Origin of the sequence: Pseudomonas emilianonis (assembly GCF_023072625.1) — a bacterium.
Classification (GTDB): domain Bacteria; phylum Pseudomonadota; class Gammaproteobacteria; order Pseudomonadales; family Pseudomonadaceae; genus Aquipseudomonas; species Aquipseudomonas paraveronii.
The window spans coordinates 1-14,623 of sequence record NZ_JAKNRV010000111.1; the positions used below are offsets into that span (position 1 = coordinate 1).

At 62.4% G+C, this 14,623-nt stretch carries 13 protein-coding genes and 1 pseudogene; all 14 read left to right on the forward strand.

Annotation, left to right across the window (positions count from 1 at the left end; translation table 11 throughout):
• Nucleotides 1–24: 24 nt before the first annotated feature.
• Nucleotides 25–2,028 (forward strand): ATP-binding protein, encoded by a 2,004-nt coding sequence (locus L9Z73_RS13580; RefSeq protein ID WP_430624289.1) that lies wholly within the window; start codon nucleotides 25–27, stop codon nucleotides 2,026–2,028.
• Nucleotides 2,029–2,046: 18 nt separating this feature from the next.
• Complete coding sequence (locus tag L9Z73_RS13585; RefSeq protein ID WP_017847801.1) at nucleotides 2,047–2,676, forward strand: response regulator; 630 nt, start codon at nucleotides 2,047–2,049, stop codon at nucleotides 2,674–2,676.
• Nucleotides 2,677–2,901: 225 nt separating this feature from the next.
• Nucleotides 2,902–4,014 (forward strand): ABC transporter ATP-binding protein, encoded by a 1,113-nt coding sequence (locus L9Z73_RS13590; RefSeq protein ID WP_247401711.1) that lies wholly within the window; start codon nucleotides 2,902–2,904, stop codon nucleotides 4,012–4,014.
• 44 nt (nucleotides 4,015–4,058) lie between these two features.
• Entirely contained in the window at nucleotides 4,059–5,099 is a 1,041-nt protein-coding gene (locus tag L9Z73_RS13595) for an ABC transporter substrate-binding protein (RefSeq protein ID WP_247401712.1), read from the forward strand.
• Nucleotides 5,100–5,248: 149 nt separating this feature from the next.
• Nucleotides 5,249–6,496 carry an ABC transporter permease gene (locus L9Z73_RS13600; RefSeq protein WP_247401713.1) on the forward strand — a complete coding sequence of 416 codons (1,248 nt, stop codon included), beginning with the start codon at nucleotides 5,249–5,251 and terminating at the stop codon, nucleotides 6,494–6,496.
• 12 nt (nucleotides 6,497–6,508) lie between these two features.
• Nucleotides 6,509–7,333: an ABC transporter permease gene (locus L9Z73_RS13605; protein ID WP_024077705.1), complete on the forward strand. Its 825-nt coding sequence runs from the start codon at nucleotides 6,509–6,511 to the stop codon at nucleotides 7,331–7,333.
• Between the two features lie 122 nt (nucleotides 7,334–7,455).
• Entirely contained in the window at nucleotides 7,456–8,598 is a 1,143-nt protein-coding gene (locus tag L9Z73_RS13610; RefSeq protein ID WP_247401714.1) for an iron-containing alcohol dehydrogenase, read from the forward strand.
• A gap of 84 nt (nucleotides 8,599–8,682) precedes the next feature.
• Entirely contained in the window at nucleotides 8,683–9,357 is a 675-nt protein-coding gene (gene rpe, locus L9Z73_RS13615; protein WP_247401715.1) for a ribulose-phosphate 3-epimerase, read from the forward strand.
• Nucleotides 9,354–10,172 (forward strand): phosphoglycolate phosphatase, encoded by an 819-nt coding sequence (locus L9Z73_RS13620; RefSeq protein ID WP_247401716.1) that lies wholly within the window; start codon nucleotides 9,354–9,356, stop codon nucleotides 10,170–10,172. Before rpe ends, L9Z73_RS13620 begins: the two co-directional genes overlap by 4 nt.
• Before the next feature lie 70 nt (nucleotides 10,173–10,242).
• Nucleotides 10,243–11,724, forward strand: a complete 1,482-nt coding sequence (trpE, locus tag L9Z73_RS13625) for an anthranilate synthase component I (protein ID WP_247401718.1) — start codon at nucleotides 10,243–10,245, stop codon at nucleotides 11,722–11,724.
• Between the two features lie 20 nt (nucleotides 11,725–11,744).
• A complete protein-coding gene (locus tag L9Z73_RS13630; protein ID WP_247401720.1) occupies nucleotides 11,745–12,338 on the forward strand; it encodes an aminodeoxychorismate/anthranilate synthase component II in 594 nt (197 codons plus the stop codon).
• 9 nt (nucleotides 12,339–12,347) lie between these two features.
• Nucleotides 12,348–13,397: an anthranilate phosphoribosyltransferase gene (trpD, locus tag L9Z73_RS13635; RefSeq protein WP_247401722.1), complete on the forward strand. Its 1,050-nt coding sequence runs from the start codon at nucleotides 12,348–12,350 to the stop codon at nucleotides 13,395–13,397.
• Nucleotides 13,394–14,230 (forward strand): indole-3-glycerol phosphate synthase TrpC, encoded by an 837-nt coding sequence (gene trpC, locus L9Z73_RS13640; RefSeq protein ID WP_247401723.1) that lies wholly within the window; start codon nucleotides 13,394–13,396, stop codon nucleotides 14,228–14,230. The genes trpD and trpC overlap by 4 nt, the downstream gene beginning before the upstream one ends.
• Nucleotides 14,231–14,406: 176 nt before the next feature.
• Nucleotides 14,407–14,623, forward strand: a pseudogene (locus L9Z73_RS13645) (lipoate--protein ligase family protein); the annotation flags it as partial.

The following is a 14,623-nucleotide window of genomic DNA, read 5'->3' on the forward strand; positions in this document are numbered from 1 at the left end:
AGCTCGTCGGCCAGGTCTTCGAAACTGCGCACACCCTTGCTCTGCTGCACCACCGCGCTGAGCATCGCGCGCAAGGTCAAGCCTGGGTCAAAACCGATTTCTTGTGCCGCGTCCTGGCTTCTGTGCACTGTGCCGCAACGCGAATGGCTGGCGCAGCACCCGGAATTGCGGGTGGGCCTGGTCTTGCAGGCGCCGTATGCGCAATACGATCGGCGTCTGCAGCGGTTGTCGGGGGCCAATGTCGAGTTGATGCAATGGCTGGCTAAGGCCCTGAACATCGAGCTGACGTGGCGCAACTTCCCCACTCAGGAGCAACTGGAAGCCGCCCTGCGCGACGGCGAGGTGGACATTGCTCCCGGTCTGCAGCAAACCCCGGCCGGTTTGCGTCTGTGGTTGTTCACGGACCCGTATATGCGCGTGCCCCAGCACATCGTCGGTGTCCGTGAGGGCGGCGGTGCGGTGGAGCTGGAAAAACTCGACGAGCATTCCCGCGTTGCTGTGCGCATGCCCAGCGCCGTGGCCGATTACTTGCGCAGCACTTATCCCGGCCTTAACGTGCAAGGCGTGCCCATCGAGCGGCAGGCCTTGCAGTTGCTGGTCAGCCAGCAGGCACGCTATGCCGTGGTGGATGAGGCGCAACTGAGCCGGTTGTCGGGCGAGGCTGAGTTTTCCGGGCTGGCGGTGGTCGGCGATATCGGCCTGCCGCAATTGCTGCGGGTGGCGACCCGCCGCGACTGGCCGGAACTGTCCGGCATCATGGAAAGCGCGTTGCGCGCCATCCCTGCCCGCGATCTGGACCAGTTGCACAACCGCTGGCTGCAACCCAAATACCCGCGTTTATCTGAGTCTCCCGGCCTGTGGCAAAACCTCAGCCTGCTGCTGGGGTTGCTGCTGCTCGCCAGCCTCGCGGTGGTGTTCTGGCAGCGTCGCCAGCAACGTGTGCTGGAACACAACCTGCTCGCCGCTCGCGAAGAAAGCGCCGCGCGCGCCGCCGGTGCCGAAGCGCTGCGCCTGACGCAGTTTTCCATCGATCAAAGTACCGTCGGCATCCTCTGGGTCAATTGGGACAGCCATGTGCGCTACGCCAACCTGGCGGCGGAAACCATGCTCGGCTACGGTCCCGGCGCGCTGATCGAGCGTCCGCTGGCCGATTTCGACCCGAGCCTGAGCATGGACCGCTGGCTGAACCTATGGAAACGCGCGCGTAACAGTGAAGACGGCCCGCAGCACTTCGCCGCCGACTGCCTGCGCGCAGACGGCAGCATCCTGCCGGCCGAGGTGTCGTTGAGCTTTCTGCGGTTTGCCGAAGGCGAATACCTGGTGGTCTACCTCAATGATGTCACCGAGCGTCGCCGCTATGTGGCCGCGTTGCTGCAAAGCGAAGCGCAGCTGCGTGAGCTGTCGGCGCACCTGGAAACCGTGCGCGAAGAGGAAAAGGCGCGCATCGCCCGGGAAGTACACGACGAACTTGGGCAAATGCTCACCGTGCTCAAGCTGGAAACCTCCATGTGCGAGCTGGCCTATGCGCAATTGGACCCCGGCCTGAACGAGCGCCTGAACAGCATGAAGCGCCTGATCGCCCAACTGTTTCAATTGGTGCGCGACGTGGCCACGGCGTTGCGCCCGCCGATTCTCGACGCGGGGATCGCCTCGGCCATCGAGTGGCAGGCGCGGCGCTTTGAAGCGCGCACGCAGATTCCCTGCCTGGTACAAGTCCCGGATAACCTGCCGGCCTTGAGCGATGCCAAGGCCATCGGCCTGTTTCGTATCCTGCAGGAGGCGCTGACCAATGTGATGCGCCATGCCCAGGCGCATACTGTCGAGCTGACCCTGGCGGTGGAGGGCAAGCAATTGCGGCTGACCATCAGCGACGACGGCGTCGGTTTCGTCGAGGCCCAGGGCCGCCCGGTGTCGTTTGGCCTGGTCGGCATGCGTGAGCGTGTGCTGATCATGGGCGGGCAGTTGAGCCTGGACAGCGAGCCGGGGGAGGGCACCACCCTGAGTGTGACGGTGCCGCTGGATGCATAACGATAAGAGGAAGCCCCTGTGATCCGTGTACTGGTAGCCGAAGACCACACCATCGTGCGTGAAGGCATCAAGCAATTGATCGGCCTGGCCAAAGACCTGCTGGTGGTGGGCGAGGCGGGCAATGGCGAGCAGTTGCTGGAGACCTTGCGCCATGTGCCTTGCGAGGTGGTGTTGCTGGATATCTCGATGCCCGGCGTCAACGGCCTGGAAGCCATTGCGCGGATTCGTGCGCTGAGCAACCCGCCGGCGATCCTGGTGCTGTCGATGCACGATGAAGCGCAGATGGCCGCGCGGGCCTTGAAGGTGGGTGCGGCCGGTTATGCCACCAAGGACAGCGACCCGGCCCTGCTCTTGATGGCGATTCGCAAGGTCGCGGCCGGTGGTCGTTATATCGACCCGGACCTGGCCGACCGCATGGTCTTCGAGGTCGGCCTGACCGATTCACGGCCCTTGCATTCGCTGCTGTCGGAGCGCGAGTTCTCGGTATTCGAGCGCCTGGCCCAGGGCGCCAACGTCAACGACATCGCCCAGCAACTGGCGTTGAGCAGCAAGACCATCAGCACCCACAAGGCGCGGCTGATGCAAAAACTCAATATCACCTCCCTGGCTGAACTGGTGAAGTACGCCATGGAACACAAGCTGCTCTGACGACATGCCTGTTTGCGACCCCCTTCAAAGCGCCAGTTGCCCGTTCTTGCCGCTTGCAGCCTGGCGCTCATAGCGGCTCTGTCCTATCCCCGCCATCGCTGTAGGGCATGCCCTACACCCAACCTTCCATCCGGCTGATGTAATTCTCTCCTGACCCCCGATTTCCGGGGCCCCGTCCCTGGACTACGCTTGTGCCACAGCAGTCCAAAACACAAAGGTGCGGGTATGAGCGAGGTGGATTCAAATGATGTACTGGTCAGCTTTCGTGGCGTGCAGAAGAGCTACGACGGCGAGAACCTGATCGTCAAGGACCTCAACCTGGAGATTCGCAAGGGCGAGTTCCTCACCCTGCTAGGGCCATCGGGTTCGGGTAAGACCACCAGCCTGATGATGCTTGCCGGCTTCGAGACGCCGACCGCTGGCGAAATCCAGCTGGCCGGGCGCGCGATCAACAACGTGCCGCCGCACAAGCGCGATATCGGCATGGTGTTCCAGAACTACGCGTTGTTCCCGCACATGACTGTGGCCGAGAACCTGGCGTTTCCGCTGTCGGTGCGGGGGTTGAGCAAGACCGATGTCAGCGAGCGGGTCAAACGCGTGCTGAGCATGGTCCAGCTCGACGCCTTCGCCCAGCGCTACCCGGCGCAACTCTCCGGCGGCCAGCAACAGCGTGTGGCATTGGCCCGGGCGCTGGTGTTCGAACCGCAGTTGGTGCTGATGGACGAACCTCTCGGTGCCCTCGACAAGCAATTGCGCGAGCACATGCAGATGGAGATCAAGCACCTGCACCAACGCCTCGGCGTGACCGTGGTGTATGTGACCCACGATCAGGGCGAAGCCTTGACCATGTCGGACCGGGTGGCGGTGTTCCACCAGGGCGAGATCCAGCAGATCGCTGCGCCGCGCACCTTGTATGAAGAGCCGAAGAACACCTTCGTCGCCAACTTCATCGGCGAAAACAACCGCCTTAACGGTCGCCTGCACAGCCACACCGGCGACCGCTGCGTGGTGGAACTGGCGCGGGGCGAGAAAGTCGAGGCGCTGGCGGTGAACGTCGGCCAGATCGGCGGCCCGGTGACCTTGTCGGTGCGGCCTGAGCGCGTCAGCCTCAATGGCTCCAGCGAAAGTTGCGTGAACCGCTTCTCCGGGCGAGTAGCGGAATTCGTTTACCTGGGCGACCACGTGCGCGTGCGCCTGGAAGTCTGCGGCATGACCGATTTTTTTGTGAAACAACCGATCGCCGAGCTGGACCCGGCACTGGCGGTCGGCGACGTGGTACCGATTGGCTGGCAAGTCGAGCACGTTCGCGCACTCGACCCACTTCTAGAGGCGAAATAATCGCCCCCATGGCTTCACCAACCCTGCACGTGGAGAGAACAACAATGTTGAGATCCCTTAAGTATTCCGCACTGGCGATCGGCTTGATCGGCGCGACCCAGGCCATGGCCGGCCCGGACCTGACGATCGTGTCCTTTGGTGGCGCGAACAAGGCAGCACAGGTCAAGGCCTTCTATGCCCCGTGGGAAAGTGCGGGCAACGGCAAGATCGTCGCCGGCGAATACAACGGTGAAATGGCCAAGGTCAAGGCCATGGTCGACACCAAGAGCGTGTCCTGGGACCTGGTGGAAGTGGAGTCGCCAGAACTGTCCCGCGGCTGCGACGAAGACATGTTCGAACCGTTGGACCCGAAACTGTTCGGCAACACCGCTGACTACGTGAAAGGCGCCATCCAGCCATGCGGCGTGGGCTTCTTCGTGTGGTCGACCGTGCTCGCCTACAACGCCGACAAGCTGAGCAGCGCTCCGACCAGTTGGGCGGATTTCTGGGACACCAAGAAATTCCCTGGCAAACGCGGCCTGCGCAAGGGCGCCAAGTACACCCTCGAATTCGCGTTGATGGCCGACGGCGTGGCGCCGAAGGATGTGTACAAAGTGCTGGCCGGCAAAGATGGCCAGGACCGTGCGTTCAAGAAGCTCGACGAACTCAAGCCGTCGATCCAGTGGTGGGAAGCCGGCGCGCAACCGCCGCAGTACCTCGCCTCGGGTGACGTAGTGATGAGCTCGGCCTACAACGGCCGCATCGCTGCCGTACAGAAAGAGAGCAACCTGAAAGTGGTCTGGAACGGTGGCATCTACGACTTCGACGCATGGGCTATTCCAAAAGGCCTGGCCAAGGATCGCGCAGAAGCGGCGAAAAAGTTCATCGCCTTCTCGGTGCAGCCTCAGCAGCAGAAGATCTACTCGGAAAACATCGCTTACGGCCCGGCCAACACCCAAGCCGTACCGTTGCTGGCCAAAGACGTCTTGAAAGACATGCCGACCACGCCTGAGAACATTGCGAACCAGGTGCAGATCGATGTGAGCTTCTGGGCGGATAACGGCGAGCAACTCGAGCAGCGCTTCAATTCCTGGGCTGCCAAGTAACTCCATGTGGGAGGGGGCTTGCCCCCGATAGCGGTGTATCAGTTGATAGATGTACTGACTGAAATTCCGCCATCGGGAGCAAGCCCCCTCCCACAGGGGATCTGCTGCGTTTGGCAGAGTGCATTCATTTTCAAGTTTCGGAGTTAGCCATGGCCATCGCCGTTCCCTCGACCGAGGTCAACAGCCCCACCCTCAAGCAGCGCCTGGCGCGTGCCGAGCGGCTTAATCGCTGGAAGGCGCAGGCCTTGATTGCGCCACTGGTGCTGTTTTTGCTGCTGGTGTTCCTGGTGCCGATCGTTGCGCTGCTATACAAAAGTGTCGGTAACCCGGAAGTCGTGGGCGGCTTGCCGCGCACGGTGGTGGCGGTGAAGACCTGGGACGGTCGCGGCTTGCCTGGCGAACCGGTGTACCAGGCGCTCAGCGAGGACCTCGGCGAAGCGCGCAAAAACCAGACCCTCGGCGATCTGTCGAAACGCTTGAACATGGAACTGGCCGGCTATCGCAGCCTGCTGACCAAAACCGCCCGTGCGCTGCCGTTTACCGAAGCGCCGGCCTCTTATAAAGAAGCGCTGGAAACCCTCGATGAACGCTGGGGCGACCCGGCGTACTGGCAGGCGATCCGACGCAATACCAGCAGCCTGACGCCGTACTACCTGCTGGCGGCCGTCGATCACCGCATCGACGACCTCGGCGAAGTGGCCCCGGCCACGCCGGACCAGGCGATCTACCTGGACATCTTCGCCCGCACCTTCTGGATGGGCTTGGTGATCACCGTTGTCTGTCTGCTGTTGGCCTATCCGCTGGCCTACCTGCTGGCCAACCTGCCTGCACGGCAAAGCAACCTGTTGATGATTCTGGTCCTGCTGCCGTTCTGGACGTCGATCCTGGTGCGCGTGGCGGCGTGGATCGTGCTGCTGCAGTCCGGCGGCCTGATCAACAGCGCGCTGATGGGCATGGGCCTGATCGATAAGCCGTTGGAACTGGTGTTCAACCGCACCGGGGTCTACATCTCCATGGTGCATATCCTGCTGCCGTTCATGATCCTGCCGATCTACAGCGTGATGAAAGGCATCTCGCCGACCTACATGCGTGCCGCGATTTCCCTGGGCTGTCACCCATTCGCCAGCTTCTGGCGTGTGTACTTCCCGCAAACCTACGCCGGTGTGGGCGCAGGCTGCCTGCTGGTGTTCATCCTGGCGATTGGTTACTACATCACCCCGGCCTTGCTGGGCAGCCCGAACGACCAGATGGTCAGCTACTTCGTGGCCTTCTACACCAACACCAGTATCAACTGGGGCATGGCGACAGCGCTGGGCGGCTTGCTGCTGCTGGCCACCGTGGTGCTGTACCTGATCTACAACCGGCTGGTGGGCGCCAGCCGCCTGCGCCTGAGCTAAGGAGACCTTGCGATGCTGAGCCCTTATATGTCGCCCGTGGAACGGGTGTGGTTCTACAGCTTGCGGATACTCTGCGGCTTGATCCTGCTGTTCCTGATTCTGCCCGTGCTGGTGATCATCCCGCTGTCGTTCAACAGCGGTAGTTTCCTGGTGTACCCGCTGCAAGGCTTTTCGCTGCACTGGTACCAGGACTTCTTCGCCTCGGCCGAATGGATGCGTGCGCTGAAGAACAGCATCATCGTCGCCCCGGCGGCCACCGTGCTGGCCATGGTGTTCGGCACGTTGGCGGCGATCGGCCTGACCCGTGGGCATTTTCCCGGCAAGGCGCTGGTGATGGCCCTGGTGATCTCGCCGATGGTGGTGCCGGTGGTGATCATCGGCGTGGCCAGCTACCTGTTCTTCGCGCCGCTGGGGCTGGGTAACAGTTTCTTCTCGCTGATCGTGGTCCACGCCGTGTTGGGCGTGCCGTTTGTGATCATCACGGTGTCCGCGACCTTACAGGGGTTTAACCATAACCTGGTGCGGGCGGCGGCCAGCCTGGGGGCCTCGCCGTTGACCGCGTTTCGCCGGGTGACCTTGCCGCTGATCGCGCCGGGGGTGATTTCCGGAGCGTTGTTCGCGTTTGCCACGTCGTTCGACGAAGTGGTGGTGACGCTGTTCCTCGCCGGCCCCGAGCAAGCGACCCTGCCGCGCCAGATGTTCAGCGGTATCCGCGAAAACCTCAGCCCGACGATTGCAGCAGCGGCGACCTTGCTGATTGCCTTTTCGGTGTTGCTGCTGCTGACCCTGGAATGGCTGCGTGGGCGTAGCGAAAAACTGCGCACCGCCCAGGTCTAAATGTGGGAGGGAGCTTGCTCCCTCCCACATGGGTTCTGTGACCATTCAGCTGTTGAATGGAATACAACCGAGTTCCTTCAGCTACTCTTGTGCCAGCCCACAATCAACAAGAGGCCGCGCACATGAGTACTTGCTCATTCAAGATCGCCCATAAACTGCTGACTGGCGCCGGTGCCATCGAACAACTGGCCACCGAGCTGACGCGGCTGGATATCGACAACCCACTGATCGTCACCGACGCCGCGCTGGTCAAGTCCGGCACGGTGGCGCTGGCGCATTTGGGCGGGCGCACCTACGAGATCTTTGACCGGGTGCTGCCCGACCCGGAAATCGCCATTGTCGAAGATTGCATGCGCGCCTACCGCGAAGGCGGGCACGACGGCCTGATCGGCCTGGGCGGCGGCAGTGCAATCGATATCGCCAAAAGCGTGGCGGCCTATGCCGGTTATCACGGCGCCCTGGCGGATCTGTTCGGCGTCGACCAGGTACCGCGCAAGGGCCCGCCGTTGATCGCCATTCCCACGACGGCCGGTACCGGCTCGGAAGTGACCAACGTCGCGATCCTCTCCGACAAGGTCGCACAACTGAAAAAGGGCATTGTCAGTGACTTCCTGCTGCCGGACGTCGCACTCATCAGCCCGCAGATGACCCTGACCTGCCCGCGCAGCGTCACCGCCGCCAGTGGCGTGGATGCGCTGGTGCATGCCATCGAGTCCTACCTGTCGCTGAATGCCTCACCGATTACCGATGCCTTGGCCATCGGCGCGATCAAGCTGATTACCAAGGCGTTGCCCAAGGCTTACGCCAACCCGGCCAACCTGCAGGCCCGCGACGACATGGCCACCGCCAGCCTGATGGCCGGGATGGCGTTCGGTAACGCCGGAGTCGGGGCGGTGCATGCGTTGGCCTACCCGCTGGGCGGGCGCTTCAATATCGCCCATGGCGTGAGCAACGCGCTGTTGCTGCCGTATGTCATGCACTGGAACAAGCTGGCCTGTGTCGAGCGCATGCAGGACATTGCCCAAGCAATGGGCGTGAATGTCGCCGGCCTGAGCGTCAACGCTGCCGCCGACCAGGCGGTCGAGGCGATGACGCGGTTGTGTGCCGACGTGGAGATCCCTTCGGGCCTGCGCAGTTTCGGCATCCCCGAAGACGCCCTCGCGGGCATGGCCACGGAAGCGGCGGGTATCGAGCGCCTGATGCGCAACAATCCGCGCCGGCTCAGCGCCGCCGATATCGAGAAAATCTATCGGGCAGCGTACTAGCCGTTGAGTTAGGTCACGGTGCGCAGGGCAAAGCATGAGGTATACAATGCGCGCCATCGTGATTTAGCTCAAAAAAGGTGCGTCATGCAGCCCTTCGTTATCGCTCCATCGATTCTCTCCGCCGACTTCGCCCGCCTCGGCGAGGAAGTGGACAAGGTGTTGGCCGCCGGTGCCGACTTCGTCCACTTCGATGTCATGGACAACCACTACGTGCCCAACCTGACTATCGGCCCGATGGTTTGCGCGGCGTTGCGCAAGTACGGCGTCACCGCGCCGATCGACGCGCACCTGATGGTCAGCCCGGTGGACCGCATCGTCGGTGACTTCATTGAGGCCGGCGCGACTTACATCACTTTCCACCCGGAAGCCTCGCTGCACGTCGACCGTACCCTGCAACTGATCCGCGAAGGCGGCTGCAAGGCGGGCCTGGTGTTCAACCCGGCCACCCCGCTGGACGTGCTCAAGTACGTGATGGACAAGGTCGACATGGTGTTGCTGATGAGCGTCAACCCAGGTTTCGGCGGGCAGAAGTTCATCCCCGGCACCCTCGACAAGCTGCGCGAAGCCCGCGCGCTGATCGATGCTTCGGGGCGTGACATCCGCCTGGAAATCGACGGTGGGGTCAACGTCAACAACATCCGCGAAATCGCTGCTGCCGGCGCCGACACCTTTGTGGCCGGCTCGGCGATCTTCAATGCTCCGGACTACCAGGAAGTCATCGCCAAGATGCGCGCAGAACTGGCGCTGGCGCGTCCATGAGTGGCTTTGAGCGGCTGTTCCCCGGCAAACTGCCACGGCTGGTGATGTTCGATCTGGACGGTACGTTGATCGATTCGGTGCCGGACCTGGCGGCGGCGGTGGACGAGATGCTGCTCAAGCTGGGGCGCAAGCCGGTCGGTATCGAGTCGGTGCGTGAATGGGTCGGCAACGGCGCGCAGATGTTGGTGCGCCGCGCGCTGGCGAACCACATTGACGCCGAGGGTGTCGATGATGTCGAGGCCGAACACGCCCTGGAGTTGTTCAATGCGGCCTATGAAGATCACCACGAACTGACCGTGGTGTACCCCGGCGTGCGCGACACCCTCAAATGGCTGAGCAAGCAGGGCGTGGAAATGGCCCTGATCACCAACAAGCCGGAGCGCTTCGTCGCGCCGCTGTTGGACCAGCTGAAAATCGGCCGTTACTTCCGCTGGATCATCGGTGGCGATACGTTGCCGCAGAAGAAGCCCGACCCGGCGGCGCTGTTCTTCGTGATGAAAATGGCCAATATCCCGGCGTCCGAGTCGTTGTTTATCGGCGATTCGCGCAGCGATGTGCTCGCGGCCAAAGCGGCGGGCGTGCAGTGCGTCGCCTTGAGTTACGGCTATAACCACGGTCGGCCGATCGCCGAAGAGTCGCCCTCGCTGGTGATTGATGACCTGCGCCGGCTAATCCCCGGTTGCTTGGGAGCTGGCGCTGAGATAACGTTGCCGGACACCGATCCGTCCCCCTCTGGAAGTGCCATCGTGGTAGTCACTCGCAAACTCTGGATGAAAGTCATCAAGGCCCTGGCCCGCTGGCGTTGGCGCGCCTGACTGATCCTCGCCGCGCGTTGCGGCACGTTTGCATACCTGACCGTTAGACCCTCATGCCACGAGGCACCTCATGATCCGCGAAGAATTCCTGCGTTTGGCCGCTGCCGGCTATAACCGTATCCCCCTGGCCTGCGAAACCCTGGCCGACTTCGATACGCCGCTGTCGATCTACCTGAAGCTGGCCGACGAGCCCAACTCGTACTTGCTCGAATCGGTACAGGGCGGCGAGAAGTGGGGCCGTTACTCGATCATCGGCCTGCCGTGCCGCACGGTCATGCGGGTGTACGACCATCACGTCAGCATCACCCATGACGGCGTCGAGATCGAAAGCCATGACGTCGAAGACCCGCTGGCCTTCGTCGAAACCTTCAAGGCGCGCTACAACGTGCCGACCATCCCTGGGCTGCCGCGTTTCAATGGCGGCCTGGTCGGGTATTTCGGCTACGACTGCGTGCGTTATGTGGAAAAACGCCTGGGCAAATGCCCGAACCCCGATCCACTGGGCGTTCCGGACATTCTACTGATGGTCTCCGACGCCGTGGTGGTGTTCGACAACCTCGCCGGCAAGATGCACGCGATCGTGCTCGCCGACCCATCCCAGGCCGACGCTTTCGAGCAAGGCCTGGCCAGCCTCGAAGCCCTGCTGGAAAAACTGCGCCAGCCGATCACCCCGCGTCGCGGTCTGGACCTGCGCCGTCCGCCGGCGGCCGACCCGGTGTTCCGCTCCAGCTTTACCCAGGATGACTACGAGCGGGCGGTCGATACCATCAAGGAATACATCCTGGCTGGCGACTGCATGCAGGTGGTGCCGTCGCAACGCATGTCCATTGACTTCAAGGCCGCGCCGATCGACCTGTACCGCGCGCTGCGTTGCTTCAACCCGACGCCGTACATGTACTTCTTCAACTTCGGCGACTTCCACGTCGTCGGCAGTTCGCCGGAAGTGCTGGTGCGCGTCGAGGACAACCTGATCACCGTGCGCCCGATTGCCGGCACTCGCCCGCGTGGCGCGACCGAGGAAGCGGACCTGGCGCTGGAAGAAGACCTGCTGAGCGATGACAAGGAAATCGCCGAGCACCTCATGCTGATCGACCTGGGCCGTAACGACACCGGGCGCGTCTCGGAAATCGGCTCGGTGAAGTTGACGGAGAAGATGGTCATTGAGCGCTATTCCAACGTGATGCACATCGTCTCCAACGTCACCGGCGAATTGAAGGCCGGCCTGACCGCGATGGACGCGTTGCGGGCGATTCTGCCGGCGGGCACCTTGTCGGGCGCGCCGAAGATTCGGGCGATGGAGATCATCGACGAGCTGGAGCCGGTCAAGCGCGGTGTTTACGGCGGCGCCGTAGGGTATTTCGCCTGGAACGGCAACATGGACACCGCCATTGCGATTCGCACGGCGGTGATCAAGGACGGGGAGCTGCATGTGCAGGCCGGTGGCGGGATCGTCGCCGACTCGGTGCCGGCCCTCGAATGGGAAGAAACCCTGAACAAGCGCCGCGCCATGTTCCGCGCAGTGGCGTTGGCTGAACAGACCCCCCAGGGCTAAGAATTCTTGAGGTTTCCCCCATGTTGCTGATGATTGATAACTACGACTCCTTTACCTACAACGTTGTGCAGTACCTGGGCGAACTCGGTGCCGAGGTCAAGGTGGTGCGCAACGACGAACTGACCGTCGCCGAAATCGCCGCACTGAACCCGGAGCGCATCGTGGTTTCGCCTGGCCCGTGTACGCCGACCGAAGCGGGCGTGTCCCTTGAAGCCATCAAATATTTCGCCGGCAAGCTGCCGATCCTCGGCGTTTGCCTGGGCCACCAGTCTATCGGCCAGGCGTTTGGCGGTGAGGTGGTGCGGGCGCGCCAAGTGATGCATGGCAAGACCAGCCCGGTGTTCCATAACAACCTCGGCGTGTTCGAGGGCCTCAAGCTGCCGGTCACCGTGACGCGCTACCACTCGCTGGTGGTCAAGCGCGAAACCCTGCCCGACTGCCTGGAACTGACCGCCTGGACTCAGTTGGACGACGGCTCGGTCGACGAGATCATGGGCCTGCGCCACAAGACACTGAATATCGAAGGGGTACAGTTTCACCCCGAGTCGATCCTGACCGAGCAGGGCTACGAGCTGTTCGCCAACTTTCTCAAGCAGAGCGGCGGCACGCGCTAAGGACTTTTCATGGATATCAAGACTGCCCTGAGCCGTATCGTCGGCCATCTGGACCTGAGCACCGCGGAAATGAGCGATGTGATGCGTGAGATCATGACCGGTCAATGCACCGACGCGCAGATCGGCGCGTTCATGATGGCGATGCGCATGAAGAGCGAGAGCATCGACGAAATCGTCGGCGCCGTGTCGGTGATGCGTGAGCTGGCAGACAAGGTCGAGCTCAAAACCCTCGACGGTGTGGTCGATGTGGTCGGCACTGGCGGCGACGGTGCGAATATTTTCAACGTGTCCACGGCGGCGTCCTTCGTGGTCGCGGCGGCCGGTTGCACCGTGGCCAAGCACGGCAACCGAGCGGTTTCCGGCAAAAGCGGCAGCGCGGATCTGCTCGAAGCGGCCGGGATCTACCTGAACCTGACACCCGTCCAAGTGGCGCGCTGCATCGACAACGTGGGCATCGGCTTCATGTTTGCCCAGTCCCACCACGGCGCGATGAAACACGCTGCCGGCCCGCGCAAGGATCTCGGCCTGCGTACCCTGTTCAATATGCTCGGCCCGCTTACGAATCCGGCCGGTGTGAAGCATCAGGTGGTGGGCGTGTTCAGCCTGGCCCTGTGCCGGCCGTTGGCAGAAGTGTTGCAGCGCATGGGCAGCAAGCATGTGCTGGTGGTGCATTCGAAAGACGGCCTGGACGAATTCAGCCTGGCGGCGCCGACCTTTGTGGCGGAGCTGAAGAATGATCAGATCACCGAATATTGGGTCGAGCCTGAAGACCTCGGCATGAAGAGCCAGAGCCTGCACGGCCTGGCGGTGGAAAGCCCGGCGGCCTCCCTGGCGCTGATTCAGGACGCCTTGGGGCGTCGCAAGACCGAAAACGGCCAGAAAGCCGCAGAAATGATCGTGCTCAATGCCGGTGCTGCGCTCTATGCCGCCGATCACGCCTATAGTCTTAAAGAAGGCGTGGCCCTCGCGCATGACGCGTTGCACACCGGCCTTGCACGCGAGAAGCTCGAAGAACTGGGGGCCTTTACTGCGGTGTTCAAGATGGAGAATGAAGGATGAGTGTGCCGACCGTTCTGGAAAAGATCCTGGCCCGCAAAGCCGAAGAAGTCGCTGAACGCCGTGCCCGCGTGAGCCTGGCCGAGCTGGAAAGCCAGGCGAAAATCGCCGATGCGCCGCGTGGCTTCGCCAAGGCCTTGATCGCCCAGGCCAAGCTCAAGCAGCCGGCCGTCATCGCTGAAATCAAGAAGGCCTCGCCGAGCAAAGGCGTGATCCGCGAAAACTTCGTACCGGCGGACATCGCTGTCAGCTATGAGAAAGGCGGGGCGACGTGCCTCTCCGTGCTGACCGACGTCGACTACTTCCAGGGTTCCGACCTGTTCCTGCAACAGGCCCGCGCGGCGTGCAAATTGCCGGTGATCCGCAAGGACTTCATGATCGATCCGTACCAGATCGTTGAAGCCCGCGCCCTGGGCGCCGACTGTGTGCTGCTGATCGTCTCTGCGCTGGATGACGTGAAGATGGCCGAGCTGGCGGCCGTGGCCAAAAGCGTCGGCCTGGACGTGCTGGTGGAAGTTCACGATGGCGATGAACTGGAGCGTGCGCTGAAAACCCTCGACACGCCGCTGGTGGGGGTCAACAACCGTAACCTGCACACCTTCGAAGTCAGCCTGGAAAATACCCTCGACCTGCTGCCGCGTATCCCGCGCGACCGTCTGGTGATTACCGAAAGTGGCATCGTCAACCGCGCCGACGTCGAGCTGATGGAAATCAGCGAGGTGTATTCGTTCCTGGTGGGCGAGACCTTCATGCGCGCTGAGAACCCGGGCGCGGAACTGCAACGCCTGTTCTTCCCGGAGCGCGGTGTGGCGGTCAGCGGTTCGACTCTGGATTGATCAAACCACGGTCAGTATTTGAAGTGCGGTCAACATGTGGGAGGGGGCTTGCTCCCGATAGCGGTGTATCAGTTGATAGATGTACTGACTGACACTCCGCCATCGGGAGCAAGTCGAACCGTCGCACCGCCCCTCCCGCATTGGGTTTTGTGTTTATTCAGCGAGGTAGGTGTTCGATGATCCAGGCAGTATCGATGACCGTCGAAGCCGGGCTTGCTGCCGAGCAGGCCTTGCTGGCTGAAGTGTGCGCGGGTGAGCGGGCGTTTGGCTTGCTGTTCTGGCAACCCAGCGACCAGGCATTGGTGATGCCGCGTCGTTTGAGCCGCTTGCCGGCGTTCGAGCTGGCTAGCCAGGTGTCGGCGCAGGCCGGTTGGCCGGTGCTGTTGCGCGAAA

Coding starts and splice junctions, on each gene's coding strand:
- L9Z73_RS13590 (WP_247401711.1), top strand. CDS start 2,902: ATGAGCGAGGTGGATTCAAATGATGTACTGGTCAGCTTTCGTGGCGTG.
- L9Z73_RS13595 (WP_247401712.1), top strand. CDS start 4,059: ATGTTGAGATCCCTTAAGTATTCCGCACTGGCGATCGGCTTGATCGGC.
- L9Z73_RS13600 (WP_247401713.1), top strand. CDS start 5,249: ATGGCCATCGCCGTTCCCTCGACCGAGGTCAACAGCCCCACCCTCAAG.
- L9Z73_RS13605 (WP_024077705.1), top strand. CDS start 6,509: ATGCTGAGCCCTTATATGTCGCCCGTGGAACGGGTGTGGTTCTACAGC.
- L9Z73_RS13610 (WP_247401714.1), top strand. CDS start 7,456: ATGAGTACTTGCTCATTCAAGATCGCCCATAAACTGCTGACTGGCGCC.
- rpe (WP_247401715.1), top strand. CDS start 8,683: ATGCAGCCCTTCGTTATCGCTCCATCGATTCTCTCCGCCGACTTCGCC.
- L9Z73_RS13620 (WP_247401716.1), top strand. CDS start 9,354: ATGAGTGGCTTTGAGCGGCTGTTCCCCGGCAAACTGCCACGGCTGGTG.
- trpE (WP_247401718.1), top strand. CDS start 10,243: ATGATCCGCGAAGAATTCCTGCGTTTGGCCGCTGCCGGCTATAACCGT.
- L9Z73_RS13630 (WP_247401720.1), top strand. CDS start 11,745: ATGTTGCTGATGATTGATAACTACGACTCCTTTACCTACAACGTTGTG.
- trpD (WP_247401722.1), top strand. CDS start 12,348: ATGGATATCAAGACTGCCCTGAGCCGTATCGTCGGCCATCTGGACCTG.
- trpC (WP_247401723.1), top strand. CDS start 13,394: ATGAGTGTGCCGACCGTTCTGGAAAAGATCCTGGCCCGCAAAGCCGAA.